The organism is Pseudomonas sp. PDM28 (assembly GCF_019219115.1).
GTDB classification, from domain to species: Bacteria; Pseudomonadota; Gammaproteobacteria; order Pseudomonadales; family Pseudomonadaceae; genus Aquipseudomonas; species Aquipseudomonas laurylsulfatiphila.
Genome location: NZ_JAHUWG010000007.1, coordinates 89,159 through 107,524 on the forward strand (window position 1 = coordinate 89,159; position 18,366 = coordinate 107,524).

At 60.1% G+C, this 18,366-nt stretch carries 19 protein-coding genes; 12 read left to right on the forward strand and 7 right to left on the reverse strand.

Annotated elements, in window-relative coordinates:
- Nucleotides 1–22 precede the first annotated feature (22 nt).
- The 8 genes from KW841_RS17060 (at nt 23) to KW841_RS17095 (ending at nt 8,167) form a co-directional block, all read left to right on the forward strand.
- Nucleotides 23–949 (forward strand): carbohydrate ABC transporter permease, encoded by a 927-nt coding sequence (locus KW841_RS17060; RefSeq protein ID WP_218478464.1) that lies wholly within the window; start codon nt 23–25, stop codon nt 947–949.
- An 8-nt stretch (nt 950–957) separates the two neighbouring features.
- The gene (locus KW841_RS17065) at nt 958–1,788 is read left to right on the forward strand and encodes a carbohydrate ABC transporter permease (protein ID WP_218478467.1); all 831 of its coding nucleotides are present in this window, start codon (nt 958–960) and stop codon (nt 1,786–1,788) included.
- A 130-nt stretch (nt 1,789–1,918) separates the two neighbouring features.
- A complete protein-coding gene (locus tag KW841_RS17070) occupies nt 1,919–3,022 on the forward strand; it encodes an ABC transporter ATP-binding protein (RefSeq protein ID WP_218478485.1) in 1,104 nt (367 codons plus the stop codon).
- Between the two features lie 16 nt (nt 3,023–3,038).
- Nucleotides 3,039–4,511 carry a mannitol dehydrogenase family protein gene (locus tag KW841_RS17075; RefSeq protein WP_218478488.1) on the forward strand — a complete coding sequence of 491 codons (1,473 nt, stop codon included), beginning with the start codon at nt 3,039–3,041 and terminating at the stop codon, nt 4,509–4,511.
- A 136-nt stretch (nt 4,512–4,647) separates the two neighbouring features.
- Nucleotides 4,648–6,144, forward strand: a complete 1,497-nt coding sequence (xylB, locus tag KW841_RS17080) for a xylulokinase (protein ID WP_218478490.1) — start codon at nt 4,648–4,650, stop codon at nt 6,142–6,144.
- A 13-nt stretch (nt 6,145–6,157) separates the two neighbouring features.
- Nucleotides 6,158–7,102 (forward strand): carbohydrate kinase, encoded by a 945-nt coding sequence (locus tag KW841_RS17085; RefSeq protein ID WP_218478492.1) that lies wholly within the window; start codon nt 6,158–6,160, stop codon nt 7,100–7,102.
- 311 nt (nt 7,103–7,413) lie between these two features.
- Nucleotides 7,414–7,680: a DUF2790 domain-containing protein gene (locus KW841_RS17090; protein ID WP_218478495.1), complete on the forward strand. Its 267-nt coding sequence runs from the start codon at nt 7,414–7,416 to the stop codon at nt 7,678–7,680.
- A gap of 91 nt (nt 7,681–7,771) precedes the next feature.
- Complete coding sequence (locus KW841_RS17095; protein WP_007970019.1) at nt 7,772–8,167, forward strand: hypothetical protein; 396 nt, start codon at nt 7,772–7,774, stop codon at nt 8,165–8,167.
- Here the strand turns inward: KW841_RS17095 and KW841_RS17100 are convergent.
- Complete coding sequence (locus KW841_RS17100; protein ID WP_218478497.1) at nt 8,164–8,430, reverse strand: DUF1652 domain-containing protein; 267 nt, start codon at nt 8,428–8,430, stop codon at nt 8,164–8,166. The genes KW841_RS17095 and KW841_RS17100 overlap by 4 nt on opposite strands.
- 293 nt (nt 8,431–8,723) lie before the next feature.
- Here KW841_RS17100 and eco point away from each other — a divergent pair, with 293 nt between their 5' ends.
- Nucleotides 8,724–9,206 (forward strand): serine protease inhibitor ecotin, encoded by a 483-nt coding sequence (gene eco, locus KW841_RS17105; RefSeq protein WP_218478500.1) that lies wholly within the window; start codon nt 8,724–8,726, stop codon nt 9,204–9,206.
- Between the two features lie 31 nt (nt 9,207–9,237).
- Here eco and ilvA read toward each other — a convergent pair whose 3' ends face one another.
- Nucleotides 9,238–10,251, reverse strand: a complete 1,014-nt coding sequence (gene ilvA, locus KW841_RS17110) for a threonine ammonia-lyase, biosynthetic (protein WP_218478503.1) — start codon at nt 10,249–10,251, stop codon at nt 9,238–9,240.
- A 247-nt stretch (nt 10,252–10,498) separates the two neighbouring features.
- On the opposite strand from ilvA, the gene KW841_RS17115 reads away from it, so the two are divergent.
- A complete protein-coding gene (locus KW841_RS17115) occupies nt 10,499–10,834 on the forward strand; it encodes a DUF2834 domain-containing protein (protein WP_218478505.1) in 336 nt (111 codons plus the stop codon).
- A gap of 133 nt (nt 10,835–10,967) precedes the next feature.
- Here the strand turns inward: KW841_RS17115 and KW841_RS17120 are convergent, their stop codons facing one another.
- Together KW841_RS17120 and KW841_RS17125 are read right to left on the reverse strand one after the other, a co-directional pair.
- Nucleotides 10,968–11,891 (reverse strand): magnesium transporter CorA family protein, encoded by a 924-nt coding sequence (locus KW841_RS17120; protein ID WP_218478507.1) that lies wholly within the window; start codon nt 11,889–11,891, stop codon nt 10,968–10,970.
- Nucleotides 11,892–11,898: 7 nt separating this feature from the next.
- Complete coding sequence (locus tag KW841_RS17125; protein WP_256357858.1) at nt 11,899–13,485, reverse strand: RimK family protein; 1,587 nt, start codon at nt 13,483–13,485, stop codon at nt 11,899–11,901.
- Nucleotides 13,486–13,578: 93 nt separating this feature from the next.
- On the opposite strand from KW841_RS17125, the gene KW841_RS17130 reads away from it, so the two are divergent.
- A complete protein-coding gene (locus KW841_RS17130; protein WP_218478510.1) occupies nt 13,579–14,676 on the forward strand; it encodes a GNAT family N-acetyltransferase/peptidase C39 family protein in 1,098 nt (365 codons plus the stop codon).
- A gap of 101 nt (nt 14,677–14,777) precedes the next feature.
- Here KW841_RS17130 and KW841_RS17135 read toward each other — a convergent pair whose 3' ends face one another.
- Both KW841_RS17135 and KW841_RS17140 read right to left on the reverse strand, forming a co-directional pair.
- On the reverse strand, nt 14,778–15,929 hold the full coding sequence (locus KW841_RS17135) for a PQQ-dependent sugar dehydrogenase (protein ID WP_218478513.1): 1,152 nt from the start codon (nt 15,927–15,929) through the stop codon (nt 14,778–14,780).
- Between the two features lie 65 nt (nt 15,930–15,994).
- Entirely contained in the window at nt 15,995–16,342 is a 348-nt protein-coding gene (locus KW841_RS17140; RefSeq protein ID WP_218478516.1) for a hypothetical protein, read from the reverse strand.
- A gap of 193 nt (nt 16,343–16,535) precedes the next feature.
- Between KW841_RS17140 and KW841_RS17145 the strand changes: the two genes are divergently transcribed.
- Nucleotides 16,536–17,396, forward strand: a complete 861-nt coding sequence (locus tag KW841_RS17145; protein WP_218478519.1) for a Ku protein — start codon at nt 16,536–16,538, stop codon at nt 17,394–17,396.
- 50 nt (nt 17,397–17,446) lie between these two features.
- On the opposite strand, the gene lpxO is transcribed toward KW841_RS17145, so the two are convergent.
- The gene (gene lpxO, locus KW841_RS17150) at nt 17,447–18,346 is read right to left on the reverse strand and encodes a lipid A hydroxylase LpxO (protein WP_218478521.1); all 900 of its coding nucleotides are present in this window, start codon (nt 18,344–18,346) and stop codon (nt 17,447–17,449) included.
- Between the last annotated feature and the right edge of the window lie 20 nt (nt 18,347–18,366).

The window sequence follows — 18,366 nt, forward strand, 5'->3', positions numbered from 1 at the left end:
CTGTTCCTAATCGGTTACCGCTATGAATATTTCAACTGCCAAAGCTCATATGGGCGTTGCCCTACCGCAGCGCAAAAGCCGCACGGCCAATCCCGGCTGGTTTCTGGTCAGCCCTTCGGTGGCACTGCTGCTGTTGTGGATGATCGTGCCGTTGGGCATGACCCTCTACTTCTCGACGATTCGCTACAACCTGCTCGACCCCGGCGAGAACGCGTTCGTCGGGCTGGAGAACTTCACCTACTTCCTCACCGACTCAGGCTTCCTGCCCGGCGCCACCAACACCCTGTTGCTGGTGGGCAGCGTGCTGTTGATCAGCGTGGTGTTCGGTGTGCTGATCAGTGCGCTTCTGGAGGCCAGTGAGTTTTTCGGTCGCGGCATCGTGCGGGTCATGCTGATCTCGCCGTTTTTCATCATGCCCACGGTCGGCGCGCTGATCTGGAAGAACCTGATTTTCCACCCGGTGTCGGGGATTCTCGCCTACGTCTGGAAACTGTTCGGCGCACAACCGGTGGACTGGCTGGCGCACTACCCGCTGCTGTCGATCATCATCATTGTTTCGTGGCAATGGCTGCCGTTCGCCATCCTGATCCTGATGACCGCCATGCAGTCCCTCGACCAGGAACAGAAAGAGGCCGCACGCCTGGACGGCGCCGGCCCCATCGCGATCTTCTGGCACCTGACCCTGCCGCACCTGGCGCGGCCGATTGCGGTGGTGGTGATGATCGAAACCATCTTCCTGCTCTCGGTGTTCGCCGAAATCTTCACCACCACCAACGGCGGCCCCGGCTACGCCTCGACCAACCTCGCCTACCTGATCTACAACCAGGCACTGGTGCAGTTCGACGTCGGCATGGCCTCGGCGGGCGGCTTGATCGCGGTGGTCATTGCCAACATCGCGGCGATCATTCTGGTGCGGATGATCGGCAAAAACCTGACCGACAAAGCCTGAGGCCTGCCATGACTCTTCAACAATCCCGTCGTTTGCAAAGCCTGTTGCTCGGTACGTTGGCCTGGGCCATCGCGATCCTGATCTTCTTCCCGATCTTCTGGATGGTACTGACCAGCTTCAAGACCGAAATCGAGGCCTTCGCCACGCCGCCACAGTTCATCTTCACGCCGACGCTGGAGAACTACCTGCACATCAACGAGCGCAGCGACTACTTCAGCTTCGCCTGGAACTCGGTGGTGATTTCCTTCAGCGCCACGGCCCTGTGCCTGCTGATCGCGGTGCCGGCGGCCTACTCGATGGCGTTCTACGAAACCCGGCGCACCAGAGGCACGTTGCTGTGGATGCTCTCGACCAAGATGCTGCCGCCGGTGGGTGTGCTGATGCCGATCTACCTGCTGGCCAAGAGTTTCGGCCTGCTCGACACCCGGATCGCGCTGATCGTCATCTACACGCTGATCAACCTGCCGATCGTGGTCTGGATGATTTACACCTACTTCAAGGACATCCCCAGGGACATCCTCGAAGCCGCGCGGCTGGATGGCGCAACGCTGCTCCAGGAGATGCTCCGGGTATTGCTGCCGATCGCCAAGGGTGGCCTGGCGTCCACGGTGCTGCTGTCGCTGATCCTGTGCTGGAACGAGGCCTTCTGGTCGCTGAACCTGACTTCCTCGAAAGCCGCGCCACTGACCGCCTTGATCGCCTCGTACTCAAGCCCCGAAGGGCTGTTCTGGGCCAAGTTGTCGGCGGTCTCGACCCTGGCCTGTGCGCCGATCCTGATCTTCGGCTGGATCAGCCAGAAACAGTTGGTCCGCGGCCTGTCGTTCGGCGCCGTGAAATGAATCAGAAGCAAAAGATCGCAGCCTTCGGCAGCTCCTACAGGGCAGTCGCGTTGCCTGGGGGCTCTGTGTAGGAGCTGCCGCAGGCTGCGATCTTTTGATCTTAAAGAACAACAACCGGAGGCCCACCACCATGGCCAACCTGAAAATCAAGAATCTGCAAAAAGGCTTCGAAGGTTTTTCCATCATCAAGGGCATCGACCTCGAAGTGAACGACAAGGAATTCGTGGTCTTCGTCGGCCCGTCGGGCTGCGGCAAATCCACACTGCTGCGCCTGATCGCCGGGCTCGAAGAAGTCAGCGGCGGCACCATCGAACTCGATGGCCGCGACATCACCGAAGTGAGCCCGGCCAAGCGTGACCTGGCGATGGTGTTCCAGACCTACGCCCTGTACCCGCACATGAGCGTACGCAAGAACATGTCATTCGCCCTTGACCTGGCGGGCGTAGCGAAAGCCGAAGTGGAGAAAAAGGTCAGCGAAGCGGCGCGCATCCTCGAACTGGGGCCGATGCTGGAGCGCAAGCCCAAGCAACTGTCCGGCGGCCAGCGTCAGCGCGTGGCGATTGGCCGGGCCATCGTGCGCAACCCGAAAATCTTCCTGTTCGACGAACCGCTGTCCAACCTCGACGCAGCCCTGCGGGTGCAGATGCGCCTGGAATTGCTGCGCCTGCACAAAGACCTGCAAGCGACGATGATCTACGTCACCCACGATCAGGTCGAAGCCATGACCATGGCCGACAAAGTCGTGGTACTCAACGGCGGCAAGATCGAGCAAGTCGGCTCGCCGCTGGATCTCTATCACCAGCCCGCCAACCTGTTCGTCGCCGGTTTCCTGGGCACGCCGAAAATGGGCTTGCTCAAGGGCAAAGTCACCCGCGTCGACAGCCAGGGCTGCGAAGTGCAACTGAACGCCGGCACCCGCATCAGCCTGCCCTTGAGCGGATCCCGTCTGACCGTCGGCAGCGCAGTGACCCTGGGCATTCGCCCGGAACATCTGGAACTGGCCAAGCCGGGCGACTGCGCCTTGCAGGTCACCGCCGATGTCAGCGAACGCCTGGGCAGCGACACGTTCTGCCACGTCCTGACGTCGTCCGGCGAAGCCCTGACCATGCGCATTCGCGGCGATCTGGCCAGCCGCTACGGCGAAACCCTGAGCCTGCACCTGGACGCGCAACACTGCCATTTATTCGATGCCGACGGCATGGCGTTGACCCGCCCGTTGCGCGTTGCTGCCTGATCCCAGAGAGACTGTGATGAAACTCAATAAACAGAACCTCAACCGCCTCGCACCCGCAGTGGCCCTGCCCGCCTACGCGCTGGGCGATACCCGTCAAGGCATTGCGCACATCGGCGTCGGCGGTTTCCATCGCGCCCACCAGGCGTTTTACACCGATGCGCTGATGAACACCGGTGAAGGCCTGGACTGGGCCATTTGTGGCGTCGGCCTGCGTGCCGAGGACCGTCGCGCCCGTGACGATCTCAAGGATCAGGACTACCTGTTCACCCTGTTCGAACTCGGCGATGGCGACGACACCGAAGTGCGGGTGATCGGGGCCATCCGCGACATGCTGCTGGCCGAAGACGACACCCGGGCGCTGATCGACAAACTGGCCAGTCCCGAGATCCGCATCGTCTCGCTGACCATCACCGAGGGCGGTTATTGCATTGACGACAGCACCGGTGAGTTCATGGCGCACTTGCCGCAGATCCGGCATGACCTCGCGCACCCCGACACGCCAAAGACCGTGTTCGGCTTGCTCTGTGCCGCACTGGCCAGGCGCCGCGCCGCCGGCACAGCGGCCTTCACCCTGATGTCCTGCGATAACCTGCCGCACAATGGCGCCGTCACCCGCAAGGCCCTGCTGGCCTTCGCCGCCTTGCACGACAGCCCACTGCGCGACTGGATCGACACCCACGTCAGTTTCCCCAACGCCATGGTCGACCGCATCACGCCGATGACCAGCACCTCGCACCGTCTGCAACTGGCGGACCAGCACGGGGTGGACGATGCCTGGCCGGTGGTCTGCGAACCCTTTGTGCAATGGGTGCTGGAAGACAAATTCGTCAACGGTCGCCCGGCCTGGGAAAAGGTCGGCGTACAGTTCACCGACGACGTCACACCCTACGAAGACATGAAGATCAAGCTGCTCAACGGCAGCCATCTGGCGCTGACCTACCTGGGATTTCTGAAGGGTTACCGTTTCGTCCACGAGACCATGAACGATCCGTTGTTCGTACGCTATATGCGCGCCTACATGGACCTGGACGTGACGCCGCAACTGGCCCCGGTGCCGGGAATCGACCTGACCGAGTACAAGAGCACCCTGGTGGCGCGCTTCTCCAATCAGGCGATTGCCGACCAGCTTGAACGGGTGTGTTCGGACGGTTCTTCGAAGTTTCCGAAATTCACCGTGCCGACCATCAACCGCCTGATCGCCGATGGCCGCGAGACCAAACGCGCGGCGTTGGTGGTGGCAGCGTGGGCCTTGTATCTGAAGGGCGTGGACGAACATGGCGACACGTACTGCATTCCCGACCCTCGTGCCGAGTTCTGCCAGGCGCTGGTGGCCGATGATGTGCTGATCACCCAGCGCTTACTGGCGGTCGAGGAGATTTTTGGTACGGCGATACCCCGCTCGCCGGAGTTTGTCGCGGCGTTCGAGTGGTGTTGCAACAGTTTGCGTGAGGTGGGGGTGTCGCGGACGCTGGAGCGGGTGTTGGCGTAAGTCCTGCGGTGGAGCTGCTGCCGTCTTCGCGGGCAAGCCCGCTCCCACAGGTACAGCGCAAATACTGTGGGAGCGGGCTTGCTCGCGAAGGCGGCCTGACAGGCCACATTCATGTTGAATGATCCAAGGATCCACCATGCCAAACCAACAACTCTTCCTCGGCATCGACTGCGGCACCCAGGGCACCAAGGCCATCATCCTCGACGCAGTCAGTGGTGAAGTGCTCGGCCAGGGCGCGGCCAGCCATAGCTTGATCAGCGCGGCCAATGGCCGCCGCGAACAGGATACCCATCAGTGGCTGGAAGCCTTCGCCACGGCCACCCGCCGCGCGTTGCTCGCGGCCAGGGTCGATGGCCAGTCGATCCTCGGCATTGGCGTGTCCGGCCAGCAACATGGCCTGGTGCTGCTCGACGAACAGGGCCAGGTGCTGCGTCCGGCCAAGCTCTGGTGCGACACCGAAACCACGCCGGAGAATGACCGTCTCCTGGCCCACCTCGGCGGCGAACAGGCTTCGCTGGATCGCCTCGGCGTGGTCATCGCGCCGGGCTATACCTTATCCAAGCTGCTCTGGACCAAAGAGCAACATCCCGAGGTGTTTTCCCGGATCGCCCATATCCTGCTGCCCCACGACTACCTCAACCATTGGCTCACCGGCCGCAGTTGCAGCGAATACGGTGATGCGTCGGGCACCGGGTATTTCAATGTGCGTACCCGGCAGTGGGATGTGCAGTTGTTGCGCGACATCGACCCCAGCGGACGCCTGCAAGCCGCGCTGCCCGAGCTGATCGATGCGCACCAGGCGGTCGGCACGATCCTGCCGGGGATTGCCGAGCACCTGGGCATCAATCCGCGGGCACAGGTCTCCAGTGGCGGCGGCGATAACATGATGGGGGCCATCGGCACCGGCAATATCCAGCCCGGCGAAATCACCATGAGCCTCGGCTCGTCAGGCACGGTGTACGCCTATGCCGACCGGCCGAACGTCGGCCCGGATTCCGCAGTCGCCACGTTCTGTTCTTCCAGTGGCGGCTGGCTGCCATTGATCTGCACCATGAACCTGACCAATGCCACCGGCCTGGTTCGCGACCTGCTGGACCTCGACATCGATCAGTTCAACGCGCTGGTTGCCAAAGCGCCCATCGGTGCCGAAGGCGTGAGCATGTTGCCGTTCTTCAACGGCGAGCGGGTGCCCGCCCTGCCCCATGCCAGCGGCAGCCTGTCGGGCCTGACCATGAGCAACCTGACCCGGGCCAACCTGTGCCGCGCGGTCGTCGAAGGCACGACATTCGGTTTGCGTTACGGACTGGACCTGCTACGCCGCAATGGCTTACAAAGCCGCAGCATTTGCCTGATTGGCGGTGGCTCGAAAAGCGCGGTGTGGCGGCAGATCGTCGCCGATACCATGAATACTCCCGTGATCTGCACGGAACAAAGCGAGGCCGCGGCCCTGGGTGCGGCGATCCAGGCGGCCTGGTGCGTATCCCGGGCGACAGGGAACGAGCTCAGCCTGGCGGACTTGTGCGAGCGCTGCGTAAAGCTCGACCCGGCCAGCGAAACCCTTCCGGTCGCCGACAATGTACGAGCCAGTCAGCAGGCTTATGAACGCTATCGACAACATGTCGCAACCCTTTGAAGAGTGAACAACTATGTACCTGGTGTGTGGCGAAGCGCTGTTCGATTTTTTCAGTGAAGACGACGCCGGCGGTCTGGCGTCCAAAGTGAATTTCAAAGCCATTGCCGGTGGCTCGCCGTTCAACGTGGCCGTGGGATTGCGCCGGTTGGGCGTGGATTCGGCGCTGTTGGCCGGGTTGTCCACCGACTACCTGGGCCGGCGCCTGTTGCAGGTGCTGCAGGATGAAGGTGTGCGCCAGGACTTTCTGCTGGATTTCGCCGCGCCGACCACCCTGGCGATGGTCGCTGTGGGCGCCAATGGTTCGCCGCAATACAGCTTCCGTGGCGAAGGCTGCGCTGATCGGCAGTTGAAACCGGAGCACCTGCCGGCACTCGGGCCTGAAGTGCGCGGCCTGCATATCGGATCGTTTTCCCTGGTGGTGCAGCCGATTGCCGACACCCTGTTGGCATTAGTGCGCCGGGAAAGCGGCAAACGCCTGATCAGCCTCGACCCGAACGTGCGCCTGAACCCGGAACCGGACATTGAACGGTGGCGTAAACGGATTGCGATGCTGGTGGAATTGGCCGACCTGATCAAGGTCAGCGACGAGGACCTGCATCTGCTGTACCCAGGCCAGGACCCGGCGCAAGTGATCGAGGGCTGGATGCAGCATCGCTGCCAGTTGGTGTTCCTGACCCGGGGCGGCGAAGGCGCGACCGTATTCAGCCGGGCTCACGGCTCGTGGTCGGCTCCGGCCTGCGCGGTAAAAATCGCCGACACCGTGGGCGCAGGGGATACCTTTCAAGCGGCGTTGATTGCCTGGTTGACCGAGCATCGCCTGGATTCGGTGGAGGGTGTAAAACAACTTGGCCGCGAGCAGATTGACGGCATGCTGAAGTTCGCGGTGCAGGCGGCGGCGTTGACGTGCAGCAAGACCGGGCCGGATCTGCCTTATCGGGAGCAGTTGGAACTGCGCTGAATTCGAGGACCTCTTCGCGAGCAAGCTCGCTCCCACAGGGTTGCGGGTCGCTCATAATATTTGTGTCGACGCCCGGGCAATGTGGGAGCGAGCTTGCTCGCGATGACTTTCTATCAGGCGCCCGATGGTCTTAACTGATACACAGGATCGCGCCTTCGCGACAGGCGGCGTTCAGCCGGGTTAACTCTCGTTTAACCGTGCGGTCCGACACTTCACTGGACCGCACGCCCTCAGACTGTTCTGACGCCCGGTGCGGCAGGTTCGACAAGCCACACATCGAACTGACTTTCCGTACGCACTGGAGATCACTGATGAACACTCGCACCCTGCTGGTTACCGCCGCCCTCGCCTGCACCGCGTTTGCTGGTCTGGCCCAGGCCAATGACACCACGACCGCGCAGGCCGTGCCCTACCACTACGGCATGCCATTGCATGTCAGCAAAGTGATTTCACTGACCGAGCCGGACACCCTGGATTGCAAAGTGGTGAAGGCCGACATGAAGTACATCGATGAAACGGGAAAACCCGCGGAAATCACCTACCGTAAACTTTCCGACGCCTGCGAGAACCAAGGCTGACCGAAACGTCTGATTTGATACTTGGCGGTGTTCCTTTGAGGGCTGCGGCGCTATGCTCTAGCGCCGCCCTCACTGCCCGCAAGGATTGGCCATGCAGTTTTCGTTTCGCACTTTGTCGATGTTTACCGCCGCATTATGCCTTTTGCTGAGCCTGGTCTGGGGGTTGGCACCTCAATGGCTACTGTCGATCTGGGGTATCGAGTTTTCATTCGTGGCCGGATTGGTCGCGCGCCGTACCGCCGTGCTGTTCGCAGCGTTTAGCGTGATCTCTTACCTGGTTCGCAACGCCCCCCCTTGCGCAACCCGCCATGCGCTGAGCCTGGGCTTCGTCGTCGGCTGCTGGGGATTGGCCGTGCTGGGTTTTGCCGAATGGCTCGCCGGCCATGTCGGGCCGGGCATGTTGCTGGCTGTCGGGCTTGAACTGGCGCTGGGCCTGGCGTTCTTCCAGACCCGGCGCGTGTCGGTGGAACTCGAAATTGCAAGTTAAAGCGCTTTGCCCAGCATCGAGTGTGGCTCGACCTCTACATGAAGCTGCCTGGAACGCAGTTGGGCAATCAACTCGTTTATTTCCCGACAGCCATTGAGTCCGGAGGCATCGATACCGGTGACCATCAGATCGAGATGATCGGTTTGCCCGTCGGCATAGATCTTCACGGTCATCGACAGATCCGGTGACAACGTGCACTCGCAACGCTTGGGCAAAAAGCTGCTTTCGATGATATTGCGAAGTTCCAAGGCAGAAAGAAACATGGCGACCCTCTCCTTTGTGAAATTGCCAATAAACATCAACGCTCGCTCGTATGCTCTCTCGTACAAAAGCTTGGCAAGCTTCAAGGACAGCTACAGCATAAAACATGCCCTGGATTTCGCTGCGCAGCTCATCGGCAATTCAAGGGTTTAGGCCAGCCACCTGTAAAACCTGCCATGCAGTTTGCATTATACGCCCCTTACATCTCTGCAATTTGCACGTTGGGCGCCGCGGGTTTGCATTCGCCGCACATGACAGTGAAAATGCCGCCCTTCACTTCAAGCAAGGAGGCATCATGAGTTCTTTGACCGTTAACGCTTGCGCAGCGCTGTTCGCACTGGGGCTTGCCAATACGGCGCACGCCGCGAAACTCGAAGACACCGCGCCCTATCCGAAAGCCGAGAGCGGTTTTACCCGCCAAGTGATTCACCTCGCGCCACAGCCCCGGGAAGACGACTTCCAGGTCGAGATCCTGGCCGGTAAAACCATGACCGTGGACTGCAACCGCCCGCGCCTGGGCGGCATTCTCGAAGAGAAAAACCTCGAGGGTTGGGGCTACCCCTTCTATCGCCTGGAAAAAGTCATTGGCCCGATGAGCACGCTGATGGCCTGCCCGGACGGCACGAGCAAACAGGATTTTGTGCCGGTGGTCGGTGACGGCTTCCTGCTGCGCTACAACAGCAAGCTGCCGCTCGTGCTGTACGTGCCCAAGGACATCGAAGTGCGCTACCGAATCTGGTCGGCGTCGAACAAGGTCGAGAAGGCCATTCGGGAATAACCCGTGCATCTGCTGTTGGCCTGCACCAGGGTCATGCCGGCGTGCCGCTCAACGCGGCGCGCTCGGCCACATGCCCCAGGCTGTCAAAATTGATGTTGGCACCGGAGTCGATGGCGACCAGGGTCTGACCACGGACTCCGCTCCGTGCCACGTACTGCTTGATTCCGGCCACGGCCAGCGCACCGGAAGGTTCGGTGATCGAGCGGGTATCGTCGTAGATATTCTTGATGGCGGCGCAAAGCTCGTCATTGCTGACCGTCACCACCTCATCAACGCAAAACCGGCAGACCTCAAAACCGTAAGCGCCGATCTGCGCCACCGCCACTCCATCGGCAAAGGTGCCGACCTTGGGCAGGATGACTCGCTCACCGGCCAGCAACGCCGCTTGCAGGCACGCCGAATGCTCCGACTCGACGCCGACGATGCGTACCTGCGGCCGCAGGTATTTGATGTAAGCGGCGATGCCGGCGATTAGCCCACCACCACCCACTGGCACGAAGATCGCATCCAGCGGACCTTGATGTTGACGCAGGATTTCCATGGCCACCGTGCCTTGGCCCGCGATTACATCCGGATCGTCAAAGGGCGAAACAAAGGTGCGGCCGCTTTCCTCGGCCAACGCCAACGCAAAAGTCTGCGCAAACGGAAAACTCTCGCCATGCAATATCGCATTGGCGCCCCGGCTACGAACCCCGATCACCTTCAATTGCGGCGTCGTGCAAGGCATTACGATGCTGGCGCCGATCCCCAACTCCCGCGCCGCCAGCGCCACACCTTGCGCATGATTGCCGGCAGAAGCCGTGACCACGCCGCAAGCCTTCTGGGTGTCACTCAGTTGCACCAGCTTGTTGTAGGCGCCACGGATCTTGAAGGAAAAGGTCGGTTGCAGGTCTTCGCGCTTGAGCAGGATCTGGTTGCCCAGCGCCTCGGACAAGGCCGGTGCCGCTTGCAACGGCGTGCGCACCGCCAGTTCATACACCGGCGCGGCAAGGATTTTTTTGACGTAGCGTTCAAGCAGGGCTTGCTGGTCGGTTGTAAAACTCATGGTCGTCTCCTGACATTGATCGGGGCCCGGGAGACAGAAAGTAAAAACCCGCCTCTAGGGCGGGTTGGGTGCTGCAGTCGTGAGCTAGCCCGCCAGATGAGGAATGGCGGTAATAATGCTTGGCTGGCAGCGCAATACGGTGGAAGTCATGGCTCGAAATTAGCCGGGCGTTGATGGCAAGTCAATGGCAAATTTGTGCAGATCCCTCTAGGCTGCCGATTCCAGTCATTGCCCAAGGAAGGAACACATGAATGCCATTGCCCTGCCCCTTATCGCCCTGATCGCCTTTGCCGGCTATACCCTTTCGGTGATGCTCCAGGCCGAACAATCGCTGATCGACTTCGGCATCAGCCTGATGTCCCGCCCGGATACCGCGCAGGTGGTGATCGATCTGTACTTGCTGGCGACGCTGGCGGGTATCTGGATGTACCGGGATGCGCGAAAGCGCGGGCTGTCGGCGGTTACGGTGGTGCCTTATCTATTGATCACCGCTGTGTTTGTGTCGGTTGGGCCGTTGCTGTACCTGGTGGTTCGCGGAATTCAGGATCGCAAGAAATTGCCTGCCGCGACTCGACAGTTGTAGAAACCTTGAAATTGCTTTCGCGAGCAAGCCCGCTCCCACACGGGTCTTGCACCCACTGAAATCCCCTGTGGGAGCGGGCTTGCTCGCGAAGGGGTCATCAGATTCGACATCATCATTGCCTGACTCACCGCCATCACTTCGCCAACCGCTTGAGCCCCACTACCATCGCCCCCGCCCCGATCATCATCGTCGACAACAGCAAGGGGTAGGAAACCCACCACGGCGCTCCCGCCGTCATCATGCTGAACTCGGACATGCCGCCGATGCTCGCAATCAGGTTCAACGGCAAAAACACCACGTTGATCAACGTCAGCTTGCGCAGCAGGTTGTTCATGCTGTTGTTCATCAGGTTGCCCCGGGCGTCGATGAGGCCGGAGAACACCGTTGAATAGATTTCCGCCTGCTTGTAACACTGGTTGTTTTCGATGATCAGGTCATCGATCAGGCTGATGGCCTCGGCGTTGAAGCCCTGCTTTTGCGCATGATTGCGTAGTCGGTTCAGCACAGCGCCATTGCTGTGAATCGCATTGATGTAGTAGATCAGGCTTTCGCTGAGGTTGAACATCTGGATCAGATGCTGATTCTGCATCGAGGCATTGAATTTCTGCTGCAATTCCCGGGCGATCAACTTGATCACCTTCAAGTGCCCCAGATAGTGGTGAATGTTGTTGAACAGCAGATCGAGCAAGACATCCAGAGGCGTGTCGAGCGCCTGGCGCTTGCCGAGCCCGTTGAGCGGTGCGTCATCGGTGGCGATCACCAGCAAGCGCCCCGGAGAAAACAGCAGGCCACAGGACGACACCTGGAACCCAAGGTTGTCGGCGCCGGAGTAACTGTCCGGACGCTTCCAGATCAGGAACAGGTTGTCGGGATGGAATTCGATGCGCGACACCTCGTCAGGGTCGAGCGCCGAGGCCAAGGCGTGTTCGTCGAGTTTGAAATGACTGTGCAGCAGGTCGCGCTCGGCCGCATCGGGGTGACTGAACAGCATCACCTCGGCGTCCAGTCGCTCGACGGCCTGCAGCGTTCCACCGCTCAACTGAAAACTCTTGATCATCGCTACTTCACCAGGCCTGGCCGCGACGTTTAAGCTCCAGACGCCGAACGAACTCTTCCAGCACCAGCTTGTACAGATCGTCCTGCAGGTAGGCGTCTTCGATGCCGGCGTCCATGTTCGGGTTGTCGTTGACCTCGATCACCACCACTTTGTCGCCGGACTGTTTGAGGTCGACCCCGTAGAGGCCATCGCCGATCAGGTTGGCCGTCTTCACCGCCAGTTCCACCACCGCCCGCGGCGCCTCGTGAACCGCCAGGGTGCGGCATTCCCCGTTGATGTCCTGGCCCTTGGCCTTGTGGTTGTAGATTTGCCAATGGCCCTTGGACATGAAGTACTGGCAGGCAAAGATCGGTTTGCGGTTGAGCACGCCAATGCGCCAGTCGTACTCGGTGTAGAAGAATTCCTGGGCCAGCAACAGCACCGAGTGTTCGAACAGTTCGGCGGTGGCTTCGAGCAACGCCTGCTGGCTCTCGACCTTGATCACGCCCCGGGAGAAACAACCGTCGGGGATCTTCAACACCAGCGGAAAGCCCAGTCGTTCGCCCACCCGTTCAAAGTCTTCCGGTCGCTCCTTGTAGAGGATTTCAGTGGCGGGCATGCCCAGTTGATGACTCTTGAGCAGATCGGCCAGATACACCTTGTTGGTGCAGCGCAGGATCGACGTCGGGTCGTCCATCACCACCAGCCCTTCGCTCTCGGCTTTCTTGGCGAAGCGATAAGTATGGTTGTCGACGCTGGTGGTCTCGCGGATCAGCAGGCCGTCGTATTCCGCTATCCGCGCATAGTCCTTGCGCTCGATCAGTTCGACGTCGATGCCCAGAGTCCTGCCGACCCGAACGAAGTTGTCCAGCGCCCTGGCATTCGACGGTGGCAGGGCTTCCTCGGGATCGTGCAGGATGGCCAGGTCGTAGCGGGCCAGCCGTCGTGAGCGCGGCAGGCGCCAGATCTTGCGACTGAAACTGTCGAGGGAGTGGGCAAATTGATCTTCCTGATCCTCCCGCAACTTGTGCAACGCACCCGACTTGATGCCTTCGATATGCCAGCCGTTAGTTCGGCGAAACTCAACTAACAAGATCGGACAGGCAAACACTTCAAATAATTGCCTGGCCAAATCCTGCAAAGGTTCGATATTGGTCTTGCCGAAAAACAACGTCAGGGTAAACCCTTCGGTGTCACTGTAAGCATGATGACTGAGGGCTTTTTCCAGGGTTTTATCCAGGTCGTCGAGCGCCAGGCCATAAAGGGATTTGCGGGTCAGTTCGCTGATGGTCCGCACCGACGGAATGACCTTGTGCCCACGGGCTTCAGCCAGCAGCGAACAGTAATAACCGTGCCCCAGGTACTTGTAACTGCGGCACAGGTTGATCACCTGCACGCGCTTGCCCTGCTCATTGTCGCGGGTTTGCTCCAGATATTCCTGGGCCGTGGCGATGTCCTCGCTGGGAAAATAGGAGGCCCAGTCTTCCTTGCGTTCGACGATGATAATCAACTGGCTGGAAGTTTTATTGGAATCATTTAAATAAGTTGCCGAAGTGATTGCCGTCGGCAAAGTTTGCTCGGATACTTCGCGCCAATGACCTTGTACCGCTGACATAGTGATTGATCCGTTGGAGAACAAGACCTTTCCTATTAAGCACGAACTTTTTCGAAAGTCCCGTTTCGTTACGCAACTTTTACGGCGGTCATTATGAATACAGTTTTTCGTTTGGCGGCAATAGAGGACTTACCCGCACTGCTGCAACTTGAAGAGCAATGCTTTACCACCGACCGGCTCAACAGTCGCAGCTTTCAATGGATGATCAGCCGTGCCAACGGGCAACTGCTCGTGGCCCAGCGCGGCGAGCATCTGCTGGGTTACGCCCTGGTGCTTTTCCATCGAGGTACGTCGCTGGCGCGTCTCTATTCGATCGCCATCGCGGCTCAGGCGCGGGGCAATGGCCTGGGCAAGCAACTGCTCGATCGCACTGAAGCCATTGCCCTGGAACACGATTGCGCCTATTTGCGTCTGGAGGTGCGTCTCGACAATCCGGCGGCGATTGCCCTGTATGAACGTAACGGGTACCGGCGCTTTGCCCTGATCCACGACTACTATCAGGACCACGCCGATGCGTTGCGCCTGGAAAAACGCATCCTCCAGCACCGCGAATCACGCAACATTCAAGTGCCCTACTACCCGCAGACCACCGATTTCACCTGCGGTCCGGCCTGCCTGCTCATGGCCATGGGCGCGTTGCAGCCGGGGCGTTTGCTGGAGCGGCGTGAAGAACTGCAAATCTGGCGCGAGGCAACCACCGTGTTCATGACCTCCGGCCACGGGGGTTGCAGCCCGCAAGGTCTGGCATTGGCGGCCTGGCGCCGCGAGTTTCGGGTGCGCCTGCAACTGAGCAAGGCCGGGCCATTGTTCCTTGACGGGGTGCGCGATGAGCATAAAAAAGACGTAATGCGCCTGGTGCACGAAGAGTTCACCGCGCAGCTGCTTGCCAGTGACGTCGTGTGCGAGATCGGCGGGCCACTGAATCTTGCACAACTGCTGGAGCATGGCGGGCAACCGTTGGTGCTGATCAGCAGCTATCGCCTGACCCGCTCCAAATCGCCGCACTGGGTGATAGTGACCGATTGCGATGACGAATTTGTCTACCTGCATGATCCCGATGTGGACCACAGCCAGCATCGTCAGGCCATGGACTGCCAGCACCTGCCGGTCAGCCATGGGGAGTTCGAGAAGATGTGCAGCTTTGGCCGGGACAAATTGAGGGCGGCTGTGATTGTGTATGGACAGAAGTAGTCGCTATTTCTGTGCTGGTTCTCACACCGCCTTCGCGCTCCCACACTTGAAATGCATTCCCCTGTGGGGGCGGGCTTGCTCGCGAAGGCGGCGTGTGGGCCTCACTTCAATCCGACTTTATACAACGCACCATCCTCTTCATCGGTCAACACATACAAATACCCATCCGGCCCCTGTCGCACGTCGCGAATGCGCTTTCTCAACGACCCGAGCAAGCGCTCCTCGTGCACCACCTTGTCGCCATTGAACTCGAGACGAATCAGCTCCTGGCTGACCAACGCGCCGATGAACACGTTGCCTTGCCAGGTCTTGAACCGGTCGGCATCGTAGAACGCCATGCCGCTCAGGCCCGGGGACTTTTCCCAGACATGGTTCGGGGCAACGGTACCTTCGACGGTTTCACCCCTGGCTTCGGGAATGGGTTTACCGGAGTAGTTGATGCCATGGGTCGCCAGCGGCCAGCCGTAATTCCTGCCGCGCTCGATGATGTTGATTTCATCGCCGCCCAGAGGGCCATGTTCGTTTTCCCACAGCGTGCCGTTCCACGGGTTGAGCGCCGCGCCTTGCGGGTTGCGCTGCCCGTAGGACCAGATTTCCGGGCGCACGTTGTCCTGGCCGACAAAGGGGTTATCCTTGGGCACCGTGCCGTCCGGGTAGATTCGCACCACTTTGCCTTGCAACTTGTCGAGGTCCTGGGCGGTCGAGCGCTCGTTGTTTTCCCCCAGCGTCACGAACAGATAGCCGTCGCGATCGAACACCAGCCGCGAACCAAAATGGTTGCCTTCCGAGAGTTTGGGTTCCTGGCGCAGGATCACCCGGAAATCCTTGATCGCCGTCAGATCGTCGGAGAGCCGGCCGCGCCCCACCGCCGTACCGGCCTTATTGTCCTCTCCACCCCCTTCGGCATAGGACAGATAGACCATCCGGTCCTGTTTGAAATCGGGTGACAGTGCCACGTCGAGCAAGCCGCCCTGGGCCTTGGCCCAGACCGTTGGCACGCCATTGAGCGGCGCCGACAGCTTGCCGTCGGCGGTGATCAGCCGCAGGTTGCCGGGCCGCTCGGTGACCAGCATGTTTTTACCATCCGGCAGGAATGCCAGCGCCCAGGGGTGCTCCAGCCCCGTCACGACGGTGGTCACCTCGAGTGTGCCTTCTTCGCTTTTCATTGTCTGGGTGGGCGCGGCAAGCACAGGGACAGTGGCGGTGATCAATACGCTGGCACAGAGGATTTCCAATAAGTTTTTGCGCAACATGCAGACTCCTTTTCTGATGATCATGAGGCCTGAAAAAAACGCTGGGCACAGGTCATGCCGGCCACTCAACGGGTGCCGGTGCCGGTGTCTCGTGGCGCAGGATTGGGAATGAATTTCGGTGGGCTGGCGGGAGCGCTCCGCTCGGGATATCGATTGCCGATGCCGCCGTTGTCCAGTGTCGGCGGGCGCGGGACCGGCACGGTATTGGGCCCGCGAATGGCCGGGGCACTGGGTCGGGTGCCTTGCATGCTGTTGGGGTTGGCCCGGTTGATCGGGCTGCTGTAAGGGTTGTTGTTGGTGCTGCCCGGCAGATTCTGGGCCACGCGCAACGAAGCAGAGGTGTCGGCCTCGACCAGTGGCACCAGCATGGCACTCAAGGCCAGCGCAATGGCGCCAGACACGTATCGGTTCATGGAAGGGCCTCGCTACGTCACGTGGATAAGGACTTCGATATCACGCTACGCCCGGGGTTCGTATTTGTTAACAAAAACCTCCCCGGCAAGATGTATCACGACGTTGATCCGATTAAAGGAACGGCCCCACAGACCACGGAAACTTTTGCTCGAGGCCGCAGGTCACCTGAACATCACTCGCGAGTAGACGACCATGGCACGGGCAATCTGGAAAGGCGCAATCAGCTTCGGACTGGTGCATATCCCCGTGGCGCTGGTCTCGGCAACGTCCTCCCAAGGCGTCGATTTCGACTGGCTCGACAGCCGCAGCATGGACCCGGTGGGCTATAAGCGTGTCAACAAGGTCACGGGCAAGGAAGTCACCAAGGAGCACATCGTCAAGGGCGTGCAATACGAAAAGGGCCGATACGTGGTGCTCAGTGAGGAGGAGATCCGAAGCGCGCACCCGCTCTCGACCCAGACCATCGACATTTTTTCCTTTGTCGACGGCGAGCAGATTCCCTTGCAGAACATCGACACGCCTTATTACCTGGCGCCCGACAAGCGCGGCGGCAAGGTCTATGCATTGCTGCGCGAAACCCTGAGCAAAACCGGCAAGGTCGCCCTCGCCCATGTGGTCCTGCATACCCGCCAGCACCTGGCCGCGCTGATGCCGCTGGAGTCGGCACTGGTTCTGGTGATGCTGCGCTGGCCGGCGGAAGTCCGAAGCCTCGATGAGTTGGCGCTGGGCAGCGAAGTGACCCGGCCGGAACTGGCCAAGGGCGAACTGGACATGGCCAGGCGCCTGGTGGAGGACATGAGCGCTCAGTGGACGCCGCAAGACTATCGGGATGGTTTCGAAGACAAGATCATGGCCCTGGTGGACAAAAAGGCCCATGAAGGCAAGATTGAAGACGTCGAGACCGCCTCGGGTGAAGAGCTACGTAAGACGGCGGATGTCATTGACCTGACCGAGCTGCTCAAGCGTAGCCTGGGCAGCAAGGGTGCCGGGAAAGCAATGGCAAAGTCGAAGGCGAGCAGCAAACCGGCCGCAAAGAAGAAAGCCACTAAGTGATTGGCTGGATGTCCCGGCTTCATCATCTGAACGCCGCCCGGACACACCCTTCAGATCAGAATGATGACCACCAGCAACCCGGCGAAGATCGACCACTTTTCGAGGTAGTAAAGCTTACGGTTGCGTTTTTTCAGTTGCTTGCCATACAGGCGAACCTTGTAGATCTTGCCGAACAGGCGGTTGAGGCCGCCGGTCCTGTCGCCCGCCTCGTTGGGCGCACCCGCCGCCGACATGACATGGCGACTGAACCAGCGATTGAATGCCGCGGCCCACCTGTATTTCATCGGCCGCTCGACGTCGCAGAACAAAATGATGCGGTTCTGCTGCGTGGTGTTTTCCGCGTAATGAATGTAGGTCTCGTCGAACATCACCGCTTCGCCATCGCGCCAATGGTAGTCCTGGCCATCGACATTGATGTAGCAACCTTCGGCGTTGGGGGTTTCCAGCCCCAGGTGATAACGGTACGAACCGGCATACGGGTCGCGGTGGCGCACCAGTCTGGATCCCGGTGGCAACTCGGCGAACATTGCCGCCTTGATCGAACCAATGCCCTGCACCAGCTCGGTGGTGCGCGGGCAGAGCTTCATGGCCGATGGATGGCTGTCGCCGTACCATTTGAGATAGAAGCGCTTCCAGCCGGTCTTGAAAAACGAGTTGAAACCGACGTCATCGAATTGGTCCGAACGCTTGATCTCGCCGGCCCGAAGCAAATTCTGGCCTTCGGCACGAATTTCTTCCCAGTGCGCCTGCAGCGGACTCAGGTCGGGGAAGTCGGCCGGGTCGAGATAGGGTTTGTTGGGGATTTTCGAAAACAGATAAAGAAAGCAATTGATCGGCGCCAGAAACGTCGAGTGATCACTCAACTGGCGGCCCAGTTTATGGCGCACCTGGCCACGCAGGTGGACATACGCAATTGAGACAACATAGATAACGGCAATGATCAGTTTCACGGAAATCGTCACACGTCAGA